Origin of the sequence: Streptomyces nigrescens, from assembly GCF_027626975.1 — a bacterium.
Classification (GTDB): Bacteria; Actinomycetota; Actinomycetes; order Streptomycetales; family Streptomycetaceae; genus Streptomyces; species Streptomyces nigrescens.
In genome coordinates this window covers 1,959,424-1,980,589 of the sequence record NZ_CP114203.1, presented here as the reverse complement: position 1 = coordinate 1,980,589, position 21,166 = coordinate 1,959,424, and the positions used below count along the sequence as shown (strand labels likewise).

Annotated in this window: 16 protein-coding genes; 6 read left to right on the top strand and 10 right to left on the bottom strand. The window is 71.4% G+C overall.

The features are described 5' to 3' along the window. Window positions 1-149 precede the first annotated feature (149 nt). Both STRNI_RS08935 and STRNI_RS08930 read right to left on the bottom strand, forming a co-directional pair. Window positions 150-1,328 (bottom strand): L,D-transpeptidase family protein, encoded by a 1,179-nt coding sequence (locus STRNI_RS08935; protein WP_277410891.1) that lies wholly within the window; start codon window positions 1,326-1,328, stop codon window positions 150-152. Between the two features lie 223 nt (window positions 1,329-1,551). After that, on the bottom strand, window positions 1,552-2,832 hold the full coding sequence (locus STRNI_RS08930; protein ID WP_277410890.1) for a DUF6777 domain-containing protein: 1,281 nt from the start codon (window positions 2,830-2,832) through the stop codon (window positions 1,552-1,554). A 376-nt stretch (window positions 2,833-3,208) separates the two neighbouring features. Here STRNI_RS08930 and STRNI_RS08925 point away from each other — a divergent pair, with 376 nt between their 5' ends. Then, window positions 3,209-4,522, top strand: coding sequence for a streptophobe family protein (locus STRNI_RS08925; RefSeq protein WP_371874912.1), 1,314 nt, complete (start codon window positions 3,209-3,211; stop codon window positions 4,520-4,522). Between the two features lie 13 nt (window positions 4,523-4,535). Here STRNI_RS08925 and STRNI_RS08920 read toward each other — a convergent pair whose 3' ends face one another. The 3 genes from STRNI_RS08920 to STRNI_RS08910 are packed head-to-tail and all read right to left on the bottom strand — an operon-like array spanning window position 4,536 to window position 8,714. After that, window positions 4,536-5,573, bottom strand: a complete 1,038-nt coding sequence (locus tag STRNI_RS08920) for a serine/threonine-protein kinase (RefSeq protein ID WP_093648570.1) — start codon at window positions 5,571-5,573, stop codon at window positions 4,536-4,538. After that, window positions 5,570-6,310, bottom strand: a complete 741-nt coding sequence (locus STRNI_RS08915) for a hypothetical protein (RefSeq protein WP_018089014.1) — start codon at window positions 6,308-6,310, stop codon at window positions 5,570-5,572. The genes STRNI_RS08920 and STRNI_RS08915 overlap by 4 nt, the downstream gene beginning before the upstream one ends. Before the next feature lie 16 nt (window positions 6,311-6,326). After that, the gene (locus STRNI_RS08910; protein ID WP_266443429.1) at window positions 6,327-8,714 is read right to left on the bottom strand and encodes an ABC transporter ATP-binding protein/permease; all 2,388 of its coding nucleotides are present in this window, start codon (window positions 8,712-8,714) and stop codon (window positions 6,327-6,329) included. 389 nt (window positions 8,715-9,103) lie between these two features. On the opposite strand from STRNI_RS08910, the gene STRNI_RS08905 reads away from it, so the two are divergent. Then, a complete protein-coding gene (locus STRNI_RS08905; RefSeq protein WP_093648576.1) occupies window positions 9,104-10,645 on the top strand; it encodes a nucleobase:cation symporter-2 family protein in 1,542 nt (513 codons plus the stop codon). Window positions 10,646-10,730: 85 nt separating this feature from the next. On the opposite strand, the gene STRNI_RS08900 is transcribed toward STRNI_RS08905, so the two are convergent. Continuing rightward, window positions 10,731-11,456, bottom strand: a complete 726-nt coding sequence (locus STRNI_RS08900) for a transcriptional regulator (protein WP_229838419.1) — start codon at window positions 11,454-11,456, stop codon at window positions 10,731-10,733. Between the two features lie 653 nt (window positions 11,457-12,109). Here STRNI_RS08900 and STRNI_RS08895 point away from each other — a divergent pair. Beyond that, a complete protein-coding gene (locus tag STRNI_RS08895; protein ID WP_159485472.1) occupies window positions 12,110-14,500 on the top strand; it encodes a glycosyltransferase in 2,391 nt (796 codons plus the stop codon). Continuing rightward, window positions 14,497-15,687, top strand: a complete 1,191-nt coding sequence (locus STRNI_RS08890; protein ID WP_202466282.1) for an acyltransferase family protein — start codon at window positions 14,497-14,499, stop codon at window positions 15,685-15,687. Before STRNI_RS08895 ends, STRNI_RS08890 begins: the two co-directional genes overlap by 4 nt. 34 nt (window positions 15,688-15,721) lie before the next feature. Here STRNI_RS08890 and STRNI_RS08885 read toward each other — a convergent pair whose 3' ends face one another. Next, complete coding sequence (locus tag STRNI_RS08885; protein ID WP_277410889.1) at window positions 15,722-16,450, bottom strand: TetR/AcrR family transcriptional regulator; 729 nt, start codon at window positions 16,448-16,450, stop codon at window positions 15,722-15,724. A 181-nt stretch (window positions 16,451-16,631) separates the two neighbouring features. Here STRNI_RS08885 and STRNI_RS08880 point away from each other — a divergent pair, with 181 nt between their 5' ends. Continuing rightward, on the top strand, window positions 16,632-16,853 hold the full coding sequence (locus STRNI_RS08880) for a hypothetical protein (RefSeq protein ID WP_093648584.1): 222 nt from the start codon (window positions 16,632-16,634) through the stop codon (window positions 16,851-16,853). Between the two features lie 8 nt (window positions 16,854-16,861). Here STRNI_RS08880 and STRNI_RS08875 read toward each other — a convergent pair whose 3' ends face one another. Both STRNI_RS08875 and STRNI_RS08870 read right to left on the bottom strand, forming a co-directional pair. Next, a complete protein-coding gene (locus STRNI_RS08875; RefSeq protein ID WP_277410888.1) occupies window positions 16,862-17,662 on the bottom strand; it encodes a maleylpyruvate isomerase family mycothiol-dependent enzyme in 801 nt (266 codons plus the stop codon). A 177-nt stretch (window positions 17,663-17,839) separates the two neighbouring features. Beyond that, window positions 17,840-19,807, bottom strand: coding sequence for an APC family permease (locus STRNI_RS08870; protein ID WP_277410887.1), 1,968 nt, complete (start codon window positions 19,805-19,807; stop codon window positions 17,840-17,842). A 262-nt stretch (window positions 19,808-20,069) separates the two neighbouring features. On the opposite strand from STRNI_RS08870, the gene STRNI_RS08865 reads away from it, so the two are divergent. Beyond that, entirely contained in the window at window positions 20,070-20,522 is a 453-nt protein-coding gene (locus STRNI_RS08865; protein WP_277410886.1) for a DUF4118 domain-containing protein, read from the top strand. A 47-nt stretch (window positions 20,523-20,569) separates the two neighbouring features. Here STRNI_RS08865 and STRNI_RS08860 read toward each other — a convergent pair whose 3' ends face one another. Next, window positions 20,570-21,049 carry a hypothetical protein gene (locus STRNI_RS08860; protein WP_148591587.1) on the bottom strand — a complete coding sequence of 160 codons (480 nt, stop codon included), beginning with the start codon at window positions 21,047-21,049 and terminating at the stop codon, window positions 20,570-20,572. Window positions 21,050-21,166 lie beyond the last annotated feature (117 nt).

Below are 21,166 nucleotides of genomic sequence, written 5' to 3'. Positions count from 1 at the left end.
CGGACGCCGCGCCACGGGCGCCCGGCGCCTGCCGGGTTCGCCCCGTACGCCGAACGCCGCCACCCCTGGGGGCCGGGCGGCGGCGTTCGGTGGTCTCTTGGCTGCTGGTCATCCGCAGCCGCGGGCCCCGCGGAGGGGCGCCCGCCGGGTCAGTGCGTCAGCGCGCTGCGCTGCTTCCACTGCTCCCAGCTCTCCTGCCAGACCTCCAGGCCGTTGCCGACGTCGGTCTTGTTGGTGTTGCTGGTGTTCTTGACCTCGACGGTGGAGCCGATCGTCAGGAAGTCGTAGGCCCTCTTGGCGTCCGAGGTCGTCATGCCGAAGCAGCCGTGGCTGTTGTTCTCCACACCGATGGACTTGTTCCACGGGGCGGAGTGCAGGAAGGTCCCGGACGCGGTGAGGTGGGTGACCCACTTGGAGTCCAGGCTCCACTCGTCGCCATGGCCGATGGTGGAGGAGTCCATCGTCTCGGCCGCGTTCTTGCTGCGCACGGTGTGCACGCCGCCGCGGGTCGGGTCCTGCGGGGAACCGGCGGAGCCGCGGATGCTGCCGACGCTCTTGCCGTTCTCGTACATGGTCATCGTGTGCGAGGGGACATCGATGACGGCCTTGTGGTCGGCGCCGATGTTGAAGGAGAAGTCGTAGTCCCGGGCGAACCAGCCGCCGTCACCGGAGTTGATGCCGGACAGTGCGCCCTTCACGGAGACCTTGGTGCCGGACGGCCAGTAGTCCTTGGGCCGCCAGTCGATGCGGTCCTTGCCCGAGTAGTCCTTGACCCAGCCCCAGGAGCCCTCGACCTTCGGCTGGGTGGTGACCTTCAGCGCCCTCTCTATCGCGGCCTGCCGGTCCTTGGCTATCGGGTTGTCGAAGAGGATCGAGACCGGCATGCCGGTGCCCACGGTCTGCCCGCCGGACGGGGTGTTGGTGAGCTTGTTGACCTTGCCGGCCTTCTCCGTGGTGAACTTCGAGGTTTCCGAGGACTCCTTGCCCCCGTCGGACTTGGCCTTCGTCCGCACGGTGTACGTGGTCTCCGGCATGACCTTGCCGTCCGAGTTCCATGACGCGCCGTCACCGGAGAGCCGTCCGGAGACCTTGCCGCCCTTGTTGTTCTCGACCTCGACCGAGGTGAGCTTGCCGCCCTCGGCCCGTACGGATATTTCCGAGCCGAGCTTGGCCGGGGCGTTCCCGGCGGCCGGCGTGACGGTTACTTTGGCAGCGGGCTGGTCGGCCTTCGATGCGTCGCCACCGGGCCCGCACGCGGTCAGCAGCGCGGCTGCCGCGGTCAGGGCGGGTAGCAACCGGGCGGAGTGGCGACGTGGTCCGGCGTGCACGGGGATCCCTCCAAAGCAGAACAACTGTCAGTGGCGGGGCCCGGCCCCGTGAGGGGGTCGCCGTCAGGGGCCGCCAATGCACCCGCCGCATAAGCAGAGGGTCTGTCCGCTGAAGTGGTTGTCCCGTGCATGGGTTGAATAGGACACAGTTCGATATCGGGGCGTGAAAAAGCGGCGGGCGGCCCTCCCGGCCGCCCGCCGCATGCACCTGCTGCCGCCCTCGTCAGGTGGACGGCGGTGAGCCGCCGCCCGGGGACCCGCCCTGGGCCGACTGATTGCCGGTGGAGTGGTCGCCGGTCGTGTTGCCGGCGGTGGTCCCGGCGGTGTTGTCGCCGGTGGCGGTCCCGGTGGTGTTCGCACCGGTCGAGGTCCCGGTGGTGTTCTCGCCGGTGGCGGTCCCGGTGGTCTCGCCGGTCGTTCCGCCGTCCGGCGAGGTGTCACCACCGGTGGGGGACGTGTCGGTCCCGCCGCCGGGGGACCCCGTCCCGCCGGTCTCCGACGGCGAGGTGTCGGTGCCCCCGGTGGGCTGTTCGGTGGACCCGGGGCTGGTCTCGCCGGGCGACTGGCCCGGCGGGGGCTGGGACGAGGCGGGCCCGCTGGGGGTCTCGGCCGGCGGGCTCGTCGGACGGTCCTCGCCGCCGGTGGTGCCCTCGGGCCGCTTGAACCACTTGCCCGTCTTCGGGTTGCGCAGGGTGAATTCCTTGATCTTGGCCTTCGAGGGCCTGACGACGACCGCGTTCGAGGACTGGTAGCCGGGCCACTTGGTGCCGACCGTCTTCACGTCTCCCTTGAGCTCCGTCGGCGGCGTCAGCGGGTTACCGCACTTGCAGCGCACCCGTGGCACCCCGTACGAGTCGACCATGACCGCGGTGCCGGCCTGCAGGACCGACTGGAAGGTGGTGGCCTTGCCGTCCTTGAAACCGTGGTTGGTGACCCGGGTGTCATAGGCCAGCTGAACGGGCGTCAGCGACCGCAGATAGGACGGGACGTCGCCCGGTTGCTTGCCCAGGACCCCGGCGAACGCCCGGTTCTTCGCGGGCGCCTCCATCAGATAGGTGATCTGCTTCTCGACATCACAGCTCGCGCTGTTCTGGGTGCCGCCGTAGAGACCGGGCGTCGCACCCGAGAACTCGCTGTTCCCTCTGCCGGACGGCTTTCTGGGCGTGGCGGACGCGGTCGGGGAGGAGTCGTTGGCCGACGACTTGGTGACCGGGTCCTGGCCGGTGGAGGCGGCCGGTTCGGCGAACACCTCGCTGGTGCCGCCCCCCGGACGGGTGAGGACGACGATGAGGATCACGGCCACGACCACGACGGCCGCGATGATCGCGACCCGCGGCGCGGACCGCCACCAGGGCCCGCCGGCTCCGGCACCCCCGCCGGCGCGACCGCCCCCACCGCCGCCGCCCCCGCCGCCTCCGCCGCCTTCGCCGGGACCGCCCGGCGGAGGGCGGTAGCCCGGCGCGGTGGGCTCCTCCGGCTGTGCCTGCCCCGGCCACGAGCCCACCTGTGTCGGCTCGTGCCCGGGGCTGGACGGCGTACCGGAGAGCGGGCCCGACGGCGGTCCTGTCGGGTGACTGTCAGGCGGCGGGGGAGATGTCACGGGTGCCTCTTCCGGCGCGTGTGGGCCATCCGGCGATGCGAATTTTGCCCGTTTTGTCTAGGTCAAGGACATTGTGTGTCCGGGAGCGGCGCCGTCCGCAAGCGGGGCGGCACGTCGGTGCTTACGGTGGTGCGTGCATGCCGTCCCTGCGCCAGATGCACGGAATTGCGTGTTCCGCGGGAGGGGAGAGCAGCTTCCGTCACCCGCCGGGGCAGGAGTCCATCCCGGGCGGACCGTGGGTACCGCGGTCCCGCGACCGGCAGAAGAGAGGTTGAGCCAGATGCGAGGCCCCGCGTCAGCCGGTTCCCCGGGTCCGGTGCGCGCTCATGGCGCACCGCCCGCCGTCCGGGCCTGGGTCCAGGCCCTCGGTGCCGCGCTGGCGGGCCTCGTCACCATGATCGTGGTCGCCGCCCTCGGCCTGTGGGCGGCGGGCGCGGCAGACCTCCCCGGCGGGGCGTTCCCGTCCGTGGTCGCGGCCACCGTGGTCGTCGCGGCCGGCGGCTCGGTAGGGGTGGCCGGTGACGCGGGGGTCATCGCGGAGGCCGATGCCGCCCTGGACGTCGTACCGCTGTCGGTCACGCTCGCCGGAGCGCTGGTGCTCGCCGTCGTCTTCCTGCTGCCGCTGCGCCACCGGGCGGTGGCCGGCACTCCGGAGCTGCTCGGCCGGATCGCCCGCACGGCGGTGTGCTGGCTGGTGCTTCTGCTGCTGATCGCGCTCGCCGCCCGGCACAGCTTCCGGATCTCCGTGGGCAACGACCTCGCCGACCAGCTCGGCGCCGAACTGGGCACCACCCCCACCGTGGGCTTCCGCGCCGATGTGCCCGCCACGCTCGGCGTCGGGCTGCTGTGGGTGCTGGCGGTGCTCGTGCTGACCTTCCTCGTCTCCCGCCGGGCCCCGCTCTCGCCCCGGCTGCTGCACTTCCAGGAATTCGTACGGCCACCCGCGTTCGCGATGCTGCTGACGCTGCTCGTCTACGCCGTGATCGGGCTGATCGCCGGCATCGTCGAGCTCATCACCAACGACCATCCGTCCCAGACCCTCGCCGTCATCTTCCTCGGGCTGCCGAACCTGGCCTGGATGGCGCTGGGCATCGGCACCGGCGGCGCCTGGGTGGGACACATCGACAAGGCCCTGGGGCTGCCCCTGCCGCACCTCCTCGACCAGGTGCTCCGCACCCACGGGCAGCGGACCCTCGACCTCGGCGCGCTCGCCGAGCACGACCGCCGGGCCTGGCTGCTGGTGGTGGTGGCGGCCGTGGTGCTGCTCGCCGCCGCCTTCACCGCGGCGGTCCGCTCCCCGGCCCGGCTGCCGGCCTGGCGGCACGCCGTCGAGATGGCCGTGGCGCTGGCGGTCACCCTGTTCGTCGTCGGACTGCTCACCCGGATCTCCGCCCACTACGGGCTCTCCGTGATCGGCGTCGGCGACCTCGGCGGCGACCTGGGCGGCGAGGTCACCCTGGAACCGCAGCTGCTCCGGCTGGTGGGGGCGGGCCTCGTGTGGGGGCTGGTCTTCGGCTTCCTCGGCAGCCTGCTGGCGCGGGGCGTACGGCATCCGGGTGAGGTACGGGAGCCGCGCGAGGCGGGGAAGCCCTGAGCGCCTGCCCGTCCTACCCCGCGCGGCCCGGGAACATCGGGGTCGCCCAGCGCGGCGGTGGCGGGGGCGCCGCGCTGCGCCGGCCGCCCTGGTCCGCCTGGGCGTCGACCTGCGTCCTGGGGTGCGCCTGGGGGGTGCCGGCCGCCACCCGGGGGGCCGTGGCCCGTCCCGCCGCGCGCAGTGCCGCGACGAAACCCCGGCAGGTCTCGTAGCGGTTCTCGGGGGCCTTGGCCAGGGACTGCTCGAACACCGCGTCGACGGCCTCCGGCAGATCCGGCCGCAGCTCCGTCATGGCCGGCGGCGGATCGTACTGATGCGCCCACAGCAGCGCCATGTCGTCATCGCGGCGGAACGGCGGCGCCCCCGTCAGCATCTCGAACAGGACGCAGGCCAGGCTGTAGACATCGCAGCGGCCGTCCACCGGGCGGCCGGAGATCTGCTCGGGCGCCACATAGTCCAGCGTGCCGACGAACTGGCCGACGCTGGTGAACCCGGTCAGCGACAGGGACTTCTTCGTCAGGCCGAAGTCGGTGAGGTAGGCGTGCTCGGGGCGGTCGCTGTCGGTGCCGGCGGCGATCAGGATGTTGCCCGGTTTGACGTCCCGGTGCACCAGGTCGTGCGCATGGGCGGCGTCCAGCGCGGAGGCCACCTGGAGGGCGATCCGGCAGGCGGTCTCCAGCGGCAGCGGTCCCTCGCGGTCGAGCAGGGCCCGCAGATCCCGCCCCCGGACGTACATCATCGCGATGAAGAGCACGCCTTCGGTCTCCCCGGCCTCGAAGACCGGCACGATGTGCGGGTGGTCGATCGCCGCGGCGACCCGCGACTCATGGGCGAAGCGCTGCCGGAAGGTGTCGTTCCGGGCGAGCTCGGGCGCCAGCAGCTTCACCGCCACGGTGCGGCCGAGCCGCAGGTCCTCCGCGCGGTAGACCACCGCCATCCCGCCCCGGCCGATCTCCTCCTGCAGCAGATACTCGGCGATCCGCCGCCCGCGCAGCCCGGAGGAGTCGGGAGCGGTGGAGCGCTCATGAGGCCGGCCCGGCCCTCCGTTCACCGGATCTCACCCACGGGGTTCGGCGGAGGGGGCGGCGGCTCGCCGGGGTGGAGCGCGCGGGTCCGGTCGGGGTCCGGGGGCGGTGCCGACGGCCCGTCCGGGGGGCCCGACGCCGTGGGATCCGGGGCCGGGGGGCCCGGCTCCCGTCCGGGGGCTCCGGCGCCCGAGGAAGCCGGCGGATCCGCCGCCGGTCCCGGCTCGTCCGGTGCCTCCGGGCCCGCTCCGGCCCCTTCCCGCTCCCCGGACCGCGATGAGGGCCCCGCCGTCACCGCGTACGTCTGCAGCGACACCCCGTCGCAGTAGCACCAGCGCTCGTGCCGTGCGTCGTAGAGCCAGACCGCGTCGCCGTCCACGACGACTCCCAGCCGGGTGCCGCGGGTGCGCCGGGCGAAGGACTCGCCGTCCAGCTGCCCGGCGGCGAGCTCCTCGATCAGCTTGCGGTACCGGATCAGTTCGCCCTCCGCGGCGCCCAGCAGCGGACGGGGGTCCGCGGTCCGGGCGCCGGGCTGCGCGGCGGCCGGCGGTTCGCGCGGCACGGCCAGCAGCAGCCGGCCGTCGACCCACGCCGACCAGCCGTTGGAGCACAGCGCCCGCGCCCAGTCGCCGCGGCGGTCGATGATCTGGACCGGCAGCAGGGGGTCGAGCGGTGCGGACGGCCGGGTGGTGTCGGGGGCCGACCAGGTCGCCATACCCTCCGGGGGGACGACATGGCTGGGGAGGAATTCCGGCGAGGTCACAGGCGGCTCCACGGCGCTACTTGCGCATGATCTCGGGCTCGTGCCGCCGCAGCAGCTTGACGACCACGAATCCGAGTAGCAGGGAGAGCACGAGCATCATGCCCATGTTCAGCAGCCAGGTCCCGGGTTTGTGCTGGAACAGCGGATCCGCGGTCCCCTGCGGCATGATGTGGTGCAGATCGATGGTGCCCGCCATCGCCCCGAGCCCCCACCGCGACGGCACCAGCCATGCCAGCTGCTCCAGCACCAGCACACCGTTCAGTTTGAGCAGCGCACCGCAGAACACGACCTGGATGATCGCGAGCAGGACCAGCAGCGGCATGGTGACCTCTTCCTTCCGCACCAGCGCGGAAACGAACAGGCCGAGCATCATGGCGGTGAACGCCAACAGCGCCACAGCAAGGGTGATTTCGATCAGCGGTGGCATCAACACCCCTTTGCCGCCCGGCGCGTTCAGTTTGACGCCGATCAGCGCCACCAGGGTCAGCACCACGGCCTGGACGACCGTGATCAGGCCCAGCACCAGCACCTTGGACATCAGATACGCCGAGCGGGACAGGCCGACGGCTCTCTCCCGCTGATAGATGGTCCGCTCCTTGACCAGCTCCCGTACCGCGTTGGCGGCGCCGGTCAGCACCGCTCCGACGCACAGGATCAGCAGCGCGTTGACCGCCGAGTCCTGGGTGAGTGCGGACCCGGCCAGGGCGTGCGCCATCGCGCCCATCACGAACGGCAGCGCGACCATGATGATCAGGAAGGTCCGGTCGGCGGTCAGCGCCGCCGCATAGCGCCGGACCAGGGTGTGCAGCTGTTTGCCCCAGCTCTGTGCCTTCGGCGCGGCCACCGGGCCCGCCGGGGCCTCGGGGGCGTGCGGCGGCTGATGGGAGTCCGCGGCGACATAGCGCCGGTGCTGGGGCGAGGCACGGAACTGACCTGCCCAGTCACGCTCCTTGTCGTTCTCGAAGGCCTCGAACGCCTCCGGCCACTGCTCGTACCCGAAGTAGGCCAGTGCCTCCCCCGGCGGCCCGTAGTAGGCGATGGTGCCGCCCGGTGCCAGGACCAGCAGCCGGTCGCAGACGTCCAGGCTCAGCACGCTGTGGGTGACGACGATGACCGTACGGCCGTCGTCCGCCAGACCGCGCAGCATGTGCATCACGGAGCGGTCCATCCCGGGGTCGAGGCCGGAGGTCGGCTCGTCGAGGAAGAGCAGCGACGGTTTGGTCAGCAGCTCCAGGGCCACGCTCACGCGCTTGCGCTGGCCGCCCGAGAGGCTGTGGATCGGCTGGTTCACCCGCTGGTCGAGGCCCAGTTCATGGATCACCTCGTCGACCCGCGCCTGCCGCTCGGCCTTCGCGGTGTCCTCGGGGAAGCGCAGCTCCGCGGCGTAGCCGAGGGCCCGGCGCACGGTCAGCTGCAGATGCAGGATGTCGTCCTGCGGGACGAGTCCGATGCGCTGGCGCAGCTCGGCGTAGTCGCGGTAGAGGTCACGGCCGTCGTAGAGCACTGTGCCGTCGTCCGCGGGGCGCAGTCCGGTCAGCGCGTTCAGCAGCGTCGACTTGCCCGCACCGCTCGGTCCGACCACGGCGAGCAGTGTCTTCTCGCCCACCGGGAAGGACACCTGCTCCATCAGCGTCTTCCGGCCGTTGTCGACCCGTACGGCCAGGTCCTGTACGTCCAGCGAGATCTCACCGGTATCGATGAACTCCTGGAGTTCGTCGCCGACCAGGGCGAACGCGGAGTGGCCGATGCCGACGATATCGCCGGGGATCATCGGGGCCCGGCCCACGGGCTGGCCGTTGAGGTAGGTGCCGTTGTGGCTGCCCAGGTCGACGATCTCGAAGCCCTCGGCGCCGGCGCGCAGCTCCGCGTGCCGGCGGGAGACCGAGAGGTCGTCGACGACCAGGTCGTTCTCGGGGGCGCGGCCGATCCGGGTGGTCCGGGCGGCCGGCAGCGGCCGTACGGAGCTGGGTTGGCGGAAGGTGTGCGTGCCGGCGGGATGCGAGACGGCGGAGGGCCGCTCGGTGCGGGTCGGCGGTGCCGGCGGGGTGGGCGGTTCCGGAGCGGCAGGCGGCGCCGGCGGTGGTGACACCCTGGAGAGCACCGCACACGGACCGTCCGCGGGGTTGCCGAACCGGATCACACTGCCCGGCCCGATACCGGTCTCCTGGACCCGCCGTCCGTCGGCGAAGGTGCCGTTGGTGCTGCCCTCGTCCTCCACCGTCCAGTGGCCCGACTTGGTGCGCAGCACCGCGTGATGCCAGGAAACCCGGGCGTCGTGCAGCACGAGTTCACATGCGGGGTCCCGCCCGACGTGGTAGACGCGGCTGGGGCTCATCACCTGGGTGCTGCCGTCGGACTCGATGACGAGTTCCGGCGCGGTGGGCGCATCCTGCCGCTCAGCCATACCAAAATGCTACGGCCGCGAGCCGGGCTCCGCCTGTCGGCGCGGCAGCGCCCGCGGCACACAAAGTCCCCTTCTCAAAACGGCATTTCGGGTCATGATCACCCTTTATACGAGCGAATACGACCGGTTACTCGCGAGAAACGGCACAGGTCAACTAGGGTGAACGCTCCGATTGGTCCCACCTGCAAATTCCATGGAAATGCCGGAATTTGCTGCACTGGTCGAAAGAAGTCCTGTGGAACCCAGGACGCACACTGCAGTGCAGGGCTACGTGGTGTCGGTAACACCGCTGAACGTCGGCTTTGTAAGACCCAGCCGGTCCGTCCGTCCTCCGGGACACGACGGGCCGGTCCCTTCTTATTCACCTACCTCCCGAAGGCAAGGCAGAGATGGCACGAGTCTCCCGACACGACCCCGAGCAGTTCTCCCGGCAGCGGGCTCACCCCGTCGACGAGGTACTCCCCGTCGGCAAACTCACCCTCTACGGTTTCCAGCACGTCCTCGCGTTCTACGCGGGAGCGGTGATCGTCCCGATCGTCCTCGGGAACGCCCTGGGTCTCTCCCGCGAGGAGCTCGTCTATCTGATCAACGCGGACCTGCTGACCTGCGGTGTCGCCTCGATCATCCAGGCTCTCGGCGTCTGGAAGATCGGCGCCAGGCTGCCGCTGGTCCAGGGTGTCACCTTCACCGCGGTCTCCCCGATGATCGCCATCGGGCTGGGCGCGGGCGGCGGCACCGCCGGGCTGCTCGTCGTCTACGGCGCGGTGATCACCGCGGGCATAGCGACCTTCCTCTTCGCGCCCTTCTTCAGCAAGCTGGTGAAGTACTTCCCGCCGATCGTCATCGGCACGATCCTCACCGTCATCGGCCTCACCCTGATCCCGCAGGGCCTCAAGGACGCGGCCGGCGGTGCGCAATTGATCGGACACCCCGGATACGGCGATCCCAAGAACCTCGCCTACGCGCTGGGCACCCTGCTCTTCATCCTGCTCGTCGTCCGGCTCGGGAAGCCGATCCTGAGCAGCCTCGCCGTCCTGCTCGGCCTGGTCGCCGGTACCGCCGTCGCCTGGCTCCTCGGCGATGTGGACTTCGGCGGGGTCAAGACTGCCGACTGGTTCGGCGTCAGCACGCCCTTTCACTACGGAATGCCGAAGTTCGAGCTGTTCCCGATCATCGCCATGGTCGTCGTCATGCTGATCACCATGGTGGAGACCACCGGAGACGTGTACGCCATCGGGGAGATCACCCGTAAAAAGGTCGACAACGCCACCGTCGCCAATGCGCTGCGCGCCGATGGTGTCGCCACCGTCCTCGGCGGTGTTTTCAACTCCTTCCCCTACGTGGCCTTTGCCGAGAACATCGGCCTGGTGCGGATGTCGAAGGTCATGAGCCGGTTCGTGGTGGTCGCGGCCGGCGGCTTCATGATTGTGATGGGGTTGCTGCCGAAGGCGGGCAGTGTGGTGGCCGCCATTCCGCATCCGGTGCTCGGCGGTGCCGCGATCGCGATGTTCGGCATGGTCGCCGCGGTCGGTATCCAGATCCTCGGCAAGGTGGATCTGCGCGAGGAGCGCAACGCCCTGATCCTCGCGGTCAGCCTCGCCGCGGCACTCCTTCCCAACGCGGTCGAGCCGTTCTTCGCGCGGATGCCGGAGGACGTCCGGGCGGTCCTCAACAGCGGGATCACGCTGGGCAGCCTGACCGCCGTTCTGCTGAACCTCTTCTTCAACGTCTTCACGCGCCGTAAGACGATGGAGATCGACTGGGACGAGATCGAGGGTGACGACGAACCGGCGGACGCGCACGAGCCGTTCGGCGCGCACGGTCCGGCGGAGCCGTACGCCCCGCAGGCGCACCACCGGCCGGGCCCGCCCAACCCTCCGGGCCCGCACCACCCGCAGGGCGGGCCGGACTGGGGGATACCCGGCCACTGAGTCCGTCAACGGCAGCGGGCGGGGAGGGAACCGGTTGTCCGGTCCCCTCCCCGCCCGCTTTTGCCGGTGTCCGCACCGGCCCGCGTCAGTGGGTGGGCACGGTGTTGAACGGCGGCACCTCGCCCGCATCCCCGATCAGTTCCCAGAAGTGGTCGACCAGCCGGCGCAGATACGCCGAGCGCTCGGCCGCGACCTCCTTGAGCCGGGAGTCGTCGTTCCGCGCGACCACATGCCCCATGTAGCGCTCGGAGAACTCCGCGAACTCCGCATGCATCGTGCGCAGCGCGTCCCCCACCCGCGTCTTGCTCAACGTGGTGATCTTGGTGACCGGCCCGACATGCGTCTTCCAGCGCCCGTCGATGGCCGCCCGCAGATGCCCGGCCAGCTCCTCATCCCGGCCCATCACCCCGATCAGCTTCCGCAGCGACAGCCCCAGCGCCTCCACCAGCGCCTTGGTCTGCCGGTAGTCGCCGCTCCACTGCTGCGCCGACTCGGCCGCCCAGTACAGGGCCGGGTCCATGCCGATCAGCTGTGACAACCGCTCCACGCTCAGCTGGCGGGCCATCCGGTGCTCGGCCAGGGTCCGCGGCTCGACGCCCATCAGCGCCGTCGGCGGGCACCACAGGACATCGGCCAGGACGAACAGCTGCGGCTCGGTCGGCATCTGGGAGCCGTACTCCCAGGCCTCGACCAGCTCGGGGCGGACCGGTGTGCCGCACGCCGTCATGGCCTGGGCGACCTGAGCCGTACTCAGGCCCACCCGGGCCCGCGCGGATCTGGCCTCGGCGGGGGAGAAGGGAGTGCTGTACACGTACGGGGCACCTCGCTGCACCCGGCGAACGAGGGGTGCTTGGGGGGAGACGACATGGAGGAACATCCAGGAGCGGGCAGATTAACAGATGGTCGATAGGTACGAATCTCCAGTTCCCCTTGGACTCGAAGGCGGGAGAGGCCGCACGGTCGGGCCGCTGGGAGTTGTGCGCTATCTGTCCGATTTCACACCTCAACTCGCTTACTGGGTATAGCCGATGCCTCGGTACTTACCGGGCAGTAGCCATGCGTCGAGACCGTGCGGACGGCGGGACGTAATGAGAGCGTTACGCAGAAGCAGGTGTGGTGTCACAGTCTCCGTCGAGGCTGATGTTGTCGACGGGCCCCGCCGCGCGGGGCCGGCCGACGGCACCACCGACATCCGGTCCTCCCCCCACGATCCGATCAGGATGGGACCCCACATATGCGATCAGTGCTGGAACGCGCCCATGCGTTCCAAGGCTTGGAGCCTGCCTTAGCAGCAGTGCGCCCGCGCGCCCGCGTCCGTACCGCGCAGAGACGGACCCGAAGAGCGACCGCGACCCGCGCACGCGTCATGCATCTGACATTCAGCTAGAGGTCCGGACCGCTGCCGCCGATGCGGCGGTCCGGGCCCGCTTTCGCATGCCTCCTTGCACGAAAGGACATCCCCAGGTGCTCACTTCGCACCGCAACACCTCCCAGGGCTCACCCACGGCCCTGCTCGACGCCGTGGACCACTCCGTCCCCACCGCCCCGGCCGACGACCCCCGCAGCGGCGGGCATGTGCTGGTGGTCGGCGCTCCGGGACCGCGCCGGGAGCGGCTCACCCGGACCCTGCGCGCCACCGGCCACGAGGTCAGCCACGCCCCGCCCGGCGACGTCGACCGGCGGATGGCGCAGGCGCAGCCGGACGCCATCGTCGCCCTCGACGACCGGGGCGCACCCGGCGCCCACGACGACCGCGGCCCCGACGTGATCCGTGAGGTCCGCACCGCACCCGCCGGGCGGGCGCTGCCGCTGCTCATGGTCACCGACGGCCCGGGGCCCTCCGGAGTGGCGGACATGCTGCGCCGCGGCGCCGACGACTGCGTTCCGGAGGCCTCCGACCCGGTCGAGCTGTCCGCCCGTATCGAGGCCAAGCTCCGGCGGGTACCCGTACCGGTCGAGAACCTGCCGCGCGACCCGCGCACCGGCCTGTACTCCCACGCGCACTTCCTGGACGAGCTCGACCGCGAGCTGCAGCGCCCCGAGGCCGCCCGGAACGGCGGGGTGCTCGCCGTGGTCCGGGTGGCCGAGATGGCCGCCCTGGAGGCCCGGCTCGGACAGCGAATACGCCGCGAGGTCGCCGAGCGGCTGGCGGGCGTCGCCGAGCGGCTCGGCAGCTTCTGCGACCGGCTCGGCTGGGACGACGACGGCCATCTGCTGATGCTGCTGCCCGGTGTCGACGAGGAGACGGCCCGCCGCGGGCTGGAGAAGTTCGCCGCGACCGTCGCCGGTACCCGGTTCATCGTCGCCGACGAGAACGTCCGCCTCACCCCGGCCATCGGCTGGCTGCCCCTGGCCGGCTGCACGGACGGCGACCGGGCCACCGGCCAGGCCCGGGACGCGGTCCAAGAGGCGCTGCGCCACCGGGATCTGCGCCCGGTCCGGTACGCGCCCTGGATGCGCGGCACACCGCACCGCCACCGGCGCCCGTCGTTGAGCGCGCTGATCCGGCCCGCCCTTTCGGCCCTCTCCCCGGTGCTGGCGCTGCTGCTCGGCGTCGCGGTGCCGTTCGTGCTCTACCTGCAGACGTACGCGCTGGGCTGGGACCTCGGCTCCGCCATGTACTGGGTGGTGGTGGCCGGGCTGGTGCTGTCCGCGCTGCTGATCGTCCTGGAGTGCCTCTTCTCCCTCGACGCGGCCGCCCGGCCCGAGTCACCCGGTGCGCCGTACCCGCCGGCCAGTGCCGTCATCGCCGCGTATCTGCCCAATGAGGCCGCGACCATCGTCGAGACCGTCGAGTCGTTCCTCCGCCTCGACTACCCCGGCGAGCTGGAGATCCTGCTCGCCTACAACACACCGCATCCGCTGCCCGTCGAGGACACCCTCCGCGAGATCGCGGCCCGGGACCCCCGGCTGGTGCTGCTGCCGGTCGCGGGCAGCACTTCCAAGGCGCAGAACATCAATGCCGCGGTCACCCGGGTCCGCGGTGAGTTCGTCGGTATCTTCGACGCCGACCACCACCCGGCCCGCACCGCGTTCCGGGACGCCTGGCACTGGCTGTCCAACGGCCATGACGTCGTCCAGGGGCACTGCGTGATCCGCAACGGTGAGAGCTCCCGGGTCGCCGAGCTGGTGGCGGTGGAGTTCGAGGCGATCTACGCGGTCAGCCACCCGGGCCGCACCCGGCTGTACGGCTTCGGCGTGTTCGGCGGCTCGAACGGATTCTGGCGTACGGATCTGCTCGCCCGTACCCGGATGCACGGCTCGATGCTGACCGAGGACATCGACTCGACGCTGCGCGCCCTGGGCGAGGGCGCCCGGTTCGCCGTCGACCGCACCCTCATCTCCCGTGAACTGGCGCCCACCACCCTGAAGGCGCTGTGGAACCAGCGCTCCCGCTGGGCCCAGGGCTGGCTCCAGGTCTCGCTCAAGCATCTGTGGCGGAGCCTGCGCTCCCCGGTGTTCACGGCCCGTCAGAAACTGGGGCTCTTCGTCCTGTTGGGCTGGCGGGAGGTGCAGCCGTGGCTGACGCTGCAGATCCTGCCCATCCTGCTGTACTCGGCCTGGAAGGCCGGCGGGCTGCAGCGGCTGGACTGGGCGGTGCCGGTGTGCGTTCTGGCAGTGCTGTTCACCATGGCGGCCGGCCCGGTGCAGGCGCTGTTCGCCTGGCGGATGGCGGTCCCCGAACTCCGTTCACGCGGCCGGTGGTTCTGGTCCTATCTGCTCGTCTCGACCTTCTTCTACAGCCACTTCAAGAACATGGTGGCCCGACAGGCCCATCTGAAGGAGGCGTTGGGGGACCGGCAGTGGCGGGTCACCCCGCGGGCCGCCGCCGCGAAGGCGGTGGCCCGCCGATGAGCAGCACGGACACCGCTCCGGCCCGGGGCCGGGCCAGTGCCATCGACGGCTTCCGTGGGCTCGCCGCGCTCAGCACCGTCGCCTTCCACGTCTGGCAGCAGTACTTCCGCTATGACGCGCAGGGCAGTCATCCGCCGGTCGACAACCCGGTCCTCGGCGCCGCCTTCTCCCTCGAAGTCATCGACCTGTTCTTCGTGCTGTCCGCGTATCTGCTGACGCTGTCGTACGCCCGGGCCGCCCTCGACGGGCGCTCGACCCGGCCGGCCCGGGTGTTCCTCTTCCGGCGGGCGATCCGGATCCTGCCGCTGTACTTCCTGGCGGTGCTGGTCGTCTGGGCGAGCCGCAACCCCACCCTGCCGGGCAACTGGCGGGACCTGGTCGAGCACCTCACCTTCACCCATGTCTTCGACCAGCAGCGGATCTTCTACACCCTGGGCCCCACCTGGTCGCTGTCGCTGGAGGTGCTCTTCTACCTCGTGCTGGTGGCGCTCGGGCCGCTGGCGGTCCGCGCCTGCCGTCCGCTGCGCCGGCGCCGTACCCGGGTGGCGGTGTGCGCGGCGGGATGTCTGTTCCTGTACGCCGCGCCGCTCGCCTGGATCGCCGTCGCCCACTACCGGTTCGGGGTGCCGCACACCGACTGGGTGGTGTACTTCGGCCCGCAGGCCCGCTTCGGCGGCTTCGCGGCCGGCATGGGGCTGGCCGTGCTGACGGCCGCCCTGGGGGACCGGGGCCGCCTCGGCCCGCGCACCGCACTGCCGTTGGCGGGGCTGGCGCTGGCCGGACTGTTCGCGCTCTCCCTGGACTCCGCGCCGGAGAACTTCACCTTCACCTTCTACCACCCGATCGCCTCGGCCCTGTGGGTGGTGCTGATCTTCAGCACCCTCCACGTACGTCAACAGACCTTCTGGCAGGGCCTGTTGACGGCCCGCTGGCTGACCGCCGTCGGACTGGTCAGCTACAGCCTCTTCATCTGGCACGAGCCGGTCATGCTCCAGCTCCACAACGCCGGCCTGCTGCCCTCCGGCCAGTCGGGCTTCCCGCTGGCCCTGCTGATCGTGTTCCTGGTGGCGGTGCCCGTGGCGGCGGCGAGCTACTGGCTCATCGAGTATCCGGCGAGCCTGCTCGGCCGGCTCAAGGACCACCGCGGCCGGCCACGGGAGTTCTACCCGGAGCCGGCCACCCGCTGACGGCGGCCGGCAGAACCTTCGTCCTCGCCGGAGATCAGCGCCCCGTGCGCCGGTCTCCGGCGAAGATCTTGTCGAGGTGGTAGTCCAGGGTGCGGCGCACATCGTCCAGCGTGCGGCGGTCGTGGAGCACATCGCCGCCCAGCCCCACCGCACCGGCGACCAGCAGATCGGCCTCGCGCCACGGGTCGAGACCGGGCGCGGTCCGCCCGTCGGCCTGTGCGGCGGCGATCAGATCCGCCACCAGCCGCTCCAGCGGCTGTTCGGCGGGCAGAAAGACCTCGGCGAGGGCCGGGTCCGTCAGGCTGCGGGCGTAGTACGCGGCGAACACCCGCAGCGCGGTGGCCCGTTGGGTGTCCACCGGCAGGAATTCCTCCAGCACCGCCCGCAGCAGACCCCGGGGCTCCGCGGTATCGAACCGGATACGGGAGCGGGCGATGCGCTCGTTCTCCGCGTGCAGCAGTTGCAGCGCGTCGACCAGGAGCCGGTGCTTGCTCTCGAAGTGGTACTGGACCGAGCGCAGCGAGACCCCGGCCTCGGCCGCGACCTCCCGCAGGCTCGCCGCGTGCAGCCCCCGCTCGGCGGCGATCCGCCAGAGCGCCTCGGCGATCCGCAGCCGCTTGCCCGACGGATCACCCACCGTCGGCCGCCCGGCCGCCGGGACCGGTGTCTGCTTGCGCCGCCGGTAGGCCCTGGCCTGACAGCTGCGCGAGCAGTAGAGCGCCGGCCGGCCCCGCCCCGCCGGGAGGAGGGCCGTGCGGCACATCCGGCACACGGGTCCTCCCGCCCGCCCTGTTTCCGCACGCACAATTCCCCTTTCCAAGCCCTAAATTGTGTGACGTAAATCGAATTCCTCAGTAATCAGGCCGCTAATAGCGACTTTCTGAATGATACGTTCGTAACGTCCCCGGGGAACAGGGGGCTTATCGACAGAACGTGGGGGACCGATGAAGTACGACATCCTGCAGATCGCCGGCGCCGTCATGATGGTGCTTTTCGCGCAGGGCGCGATCCGGCTGCTTTTCGACCACACCGACACCGGATTCCTCGGTTGGCTCGACGGTGGCTTCGCCCTCACGCTGGCCGTACATCTGGCGCTGGTCGCCGTGGGCGTGCTGCTGACGGGCTGGTCCCACACCCGGGCGAAGGCGCTCGGCCGGCGGAGCTGACACCGGTTTCAGAACGCGGAGTTGGTGAACCAGCGCGTCAGCAGCTCCTCGTCGCCCGTGGTCTCGACGGTGTCCGCACCGCGGTCCAGGCGCCCGTACACGAGCAGCAGCAGATCCGCTGCGGTTCCCCGGACGCCGGCGTCGGCGGATTGGGCCGCCGCGTCCCCGGTCCGCGGCTCGGCCACGAAACCGTCGGGCCGCAGACGGACCAGCCAGTCGCCGTCCGTGTCGGTGCAGCCAAAGCGAAGCGTCTCGTCCTTGCCACGCAGCCGGGCCACGTGGGGCGCGAAGGACGTGGCGAACGGCAGGTTGGCCAGGAACTCGTCCACCCCGTCCGTCGCGAGGGCAGGGTCGATCACCGGGCGGCGGCCGACCGCGCGTTCCGCGTCCGTGCGGTGCACCAGCGTCTCGAACAGCATCCGCCGCATCCAGAACCGGGCGTGCTGATCGACGCCCCACGCCCACATCGGGGCATCCGGGTCGGTGGCGGCGAACGCGTCCGCCGCCTCCGCGGCACTCGCCGACAGCCAGTCGGCCCAGCCGTCCTCCGCCGTCGGCAGGTCCAGCTCCACCTCCCGGCTCCGCGGCGGCTCCTGGACCAGTCGACGCAGCAGGACGGAGAACAGGCGCTGCACGCTCCCGGTGTGCCGGACCAGATCGCGGAGTGTCCATTCAGGGCAGCCGGGGACGGGGACCGACAGGTCCGCGCCGTCCAGCGCCGCCACGAAGGCGGCGGTCTCGGTCGCGACGGCGACGCGGTGCACGGCGGGTCCGACGGCCGCCCGGCCCGCGGGGTGCGAGGAGTTCATGGACGGTGGTTCCCGATCTCTCCGGCCCGGCGTCCGGACCGGCCGGGCATCTGTGCGCAGCCTGTCACAGCCGGCGGGCGGGGGAGCCGGGGCACCCCACCCGTGTCTCCGGGTACCGGCCGTGGTGTGCCGGCCGTCGCGGGTCAGCTGACGTGGCGGGTCGGCCGACGTGGTGGGTCAGCCGACGTGGACCCGGGGGCGCCGGGCCGGGACGGGCTCGGCGCGGCGCAGGACCTCCCGGGTGACCGGCGCGACCTCACCGTCGCCGAAGACCAGGAAGCGCAGCAGATGGCTGAGCGGATGGCCCTCGGTCCAGTTGAAGTAGGCGTGCGGGACCTGGCCGGTGTGCTCGCGCAGCTCCATCAGGACGGCGGCGATGGTGTTCGCCACGCCGGCGCCCTCCACCCGCAGGATCTGCGCCCCGTACCGCTCCTCGCCCTGGACGTGCAGATCCGTGGTGAAGTCCGAGGAGTCCCTGACGGTGACCTCCAGGAACAACACCGGCCGGCCGTCGGGTATATGGGTCTCCTCGCGCTGGCTGTACTCCTTCTCCCGGTACTCCGCCTCGTCCCGCTCATCGGGCTCGTTGGCGATGACCCGCAGCGGCCCGGCCGCCAGCGCGGCGTCGATCAGCCGCTGCGCGGGCTCGTCGAACTCGACCTTCACGGCGCGCAGTTCGAAGGCCCGGTGGACCCGTGAGGCGAACGAGGTCAGCAGGATGCCGAGGATGAACAGCAGGGCGATCTTCAGGCCGTCCGGCCGCTCGATGACATTGGTGATCAGGGTGTAGCCGAAGACGAGGGTGATGGCGCCGAAGCCGACGGCGGCCGCCCGGTGGCGGCGGTGCCGGGCGGCGACGGTGGAGGCGAAGGACGCCGAGAGCATCAGCACCAGCACACCGGTCGCATACGCACCGCTCTGCTCATCGACGCTGGCGTTGAAGAGGACGGTGATGCCGAAGGCGATGGCCAGGAAGATCAGCACCAGCGGGCGCACCGCACGGGCCCACTCCGGGGCCATGCCGTAGCGCGGCAGATACCGCGGTACGAGATTGAGCAGTCCCGCCATCGCCGAGGCGCCGGCGAACCAGAGGATGGCGATGGTGGAGAGGTCGTAGACGGTGCCGAAGGCCTCGCCGAGGTACTGGTGCGCCAGGTAGGCCAGCGCACGCCCGTTGGCCGAGCCGCCGCTCTCGAACTCGTGCTGCGGAATGAGCAGGGTGGTGGCCAGGCTCGACAGCAGCAGGAAGCCGCTCATGACCAGCGCCGCGGTGGTCAGCAGCCGGCGGGTGCCGCGGATCCGGCCGGCCGGGTGCGCAGCGGTGTCCGCGGCATCGCCCCGCACCTGCGGCATGACGGCGACACCCGTCTCGAAGCCGGACATGCCCAGCGCCAGCTTGGGGAAGACCAGCAGTGCCACACCGACGATCGCCAGCGGTGAGGAGTGCCCGGCGGTCATCGCCCCCCACCAGTCGCCGACCACCACCGGGTGCGTCAGCACCTGCCAGGCCGAGGTGGCCAGGACGACGATGTTCAGCGCCAGGTAGGTCCCGACGAGTCCGACGGCTATGCCGATCGCCTCGCGGAATCCCTTGAGGAACACCGCGCCCAGGGCGGCCAGCAGCACCAAGGTGATCCACAGGTTGGCGCCGTGCAGCAGGGGCGGGGCGAACGGGTTCTCCACGACGTGCGCCGAGGCATCGGCGGCCGACAGCGTCATGGTGATGATGAAGTCCGTGGCGGCGAAGCCCAACAGCACCAGGACCAGCAGCTTCCCCGCCCACCAGGGCAGCAGCCGCTCCAGCATGGCGATCGAACCCTCGCCGTTCGGGCTCTCCTTGGCGACCCTGCGGTACACGGGCAGCGCGCCGAGCAGAGTGAGGGCGACCAGTACGAGGGTGGCGAACGGCGAGAGCAGCCCGGCCGCCAGCGCGGCGATGCCCGGCTGGTAGCCCAGGGTCGAGAAGTAGTCGACGCCGGTGAGGCACATGACCCGCCACCAGGAGTGCCCCTTGTGCTCGGCCGGCGGGGTGCCGTGCGGCCCGGGGTGGCGGGCGGCCTTGCTGCTGAGCCCGTCCAGGAGCCAGACGCGCCACCGTCGGGCGGTGGTGGTGGGGGGTGGGGGGTCAGCCTGGACACTGGTCATGCGGGGAGGTCCTGCCGATCATCGGTCGTCGGTTTGGGCAACGAGGAGCGAGTATGCATCACCGCGCGCGCGGTGCCCCGTCCCACCCCGCGCCCGGCGACATCGGCCGGTGCACCCCTGCGTCAAGGCGGTGTCAGAAAGCATCCGCCGCCCGTACATACGGCGTTAAGGACTGCACCGTGGCGCTCCCGCACCACTCGCGGGGCGCAGGCTGGCGGCTGGGGGTGTCTTGCCGATCAGGCCGCAGCAGGAGGTGTTCGCCGTGACCACCCTTCACCGCCCGGCGCCCGTACCCCGCCCGTACCGTCCCCGCGCCACACCGTTCCCGCGGGTGAGGCCGCCCGTCACGCACCCGGCCCGCCGGGTGCCGGATCGCACCCTCGCCCGTGATCTCGCCCTGCCGCTCGGTGCCGTGGGGGCGGCGCTGCTGGTGACCGCCCTGATGCTGACCGGCGAGACCGTCCACACATCAGCCGTGCTGGCGCTGTTCGCCCTGCTGACCGCCGCCGTGTCGCTGCGCACCCGGCCGCTTCTGGTGCCCCTCGCGGCCCTGGTGTCCTGGATGTTCTACGACGGCTTCGTGCTCCACCAGCGCTCCGAACTGGCCTTTCAGCCGCAGGACCGGACGAGCCTGCTCGTCCTCCTCCTCGCCGGCGTGCTGGGCGCGGTCTGTGCGGCCGCCGTACGGGCCGTCCGCCGGCACCCGGCGGGCTGACGGCCCGTCCGGTATACCGGCCATGGGGTGCTTGCGCTGTGCAGGGCTCAGCCCCGGCACCAGCACCTGCGGTGCCGGGCCGCGCGCCGGTACCGGGACACCGCGGCCCGCCGCCGCCGGCCCGCCGCACCCAGGAACCCGAGTCCGATGCCCAGCATCCAGATGTCCTTGGCCAGGGGAATGCCCTCCTGGGTCGGCCGCAGACTCCCCGGCTGCCGCATCCCGGGAGTCCGCAGATACAGCCCGACCAGCCCGCCGGAGAACCCGGTCAGCGCGAGTCCGGCCAGCCGGGTGGGGACGAGCGGCGCCAGCAGCGCACCGCCGACCGCGAGTTCGGAACATGCCAGCAGCCGGGTGAACTGCTCGGCGCGGATCTTGGTCAGGAACGGATAGCCCACACACGCCATGCTGTGCACGCCCTCGGCGGTCGCCCGGTCGGCCCGCAGCAGCGTCAGCCCGGAATCCAGGATGAAGGCGCCGACGGCCAGACGCGGAGCCAGGTCTCGCGCTTCGGGCAACTGCACCATGGGAGCCTCCAAGATCAGTAGTCGGCCCCCTCACCGAGCTTAGCCAGGGGGCAAGGGGGCTGCATCCGGCAGCCGCGGCGCGGGGTACGGCGAGGGCGGGCGACAAGCGGTGGCATC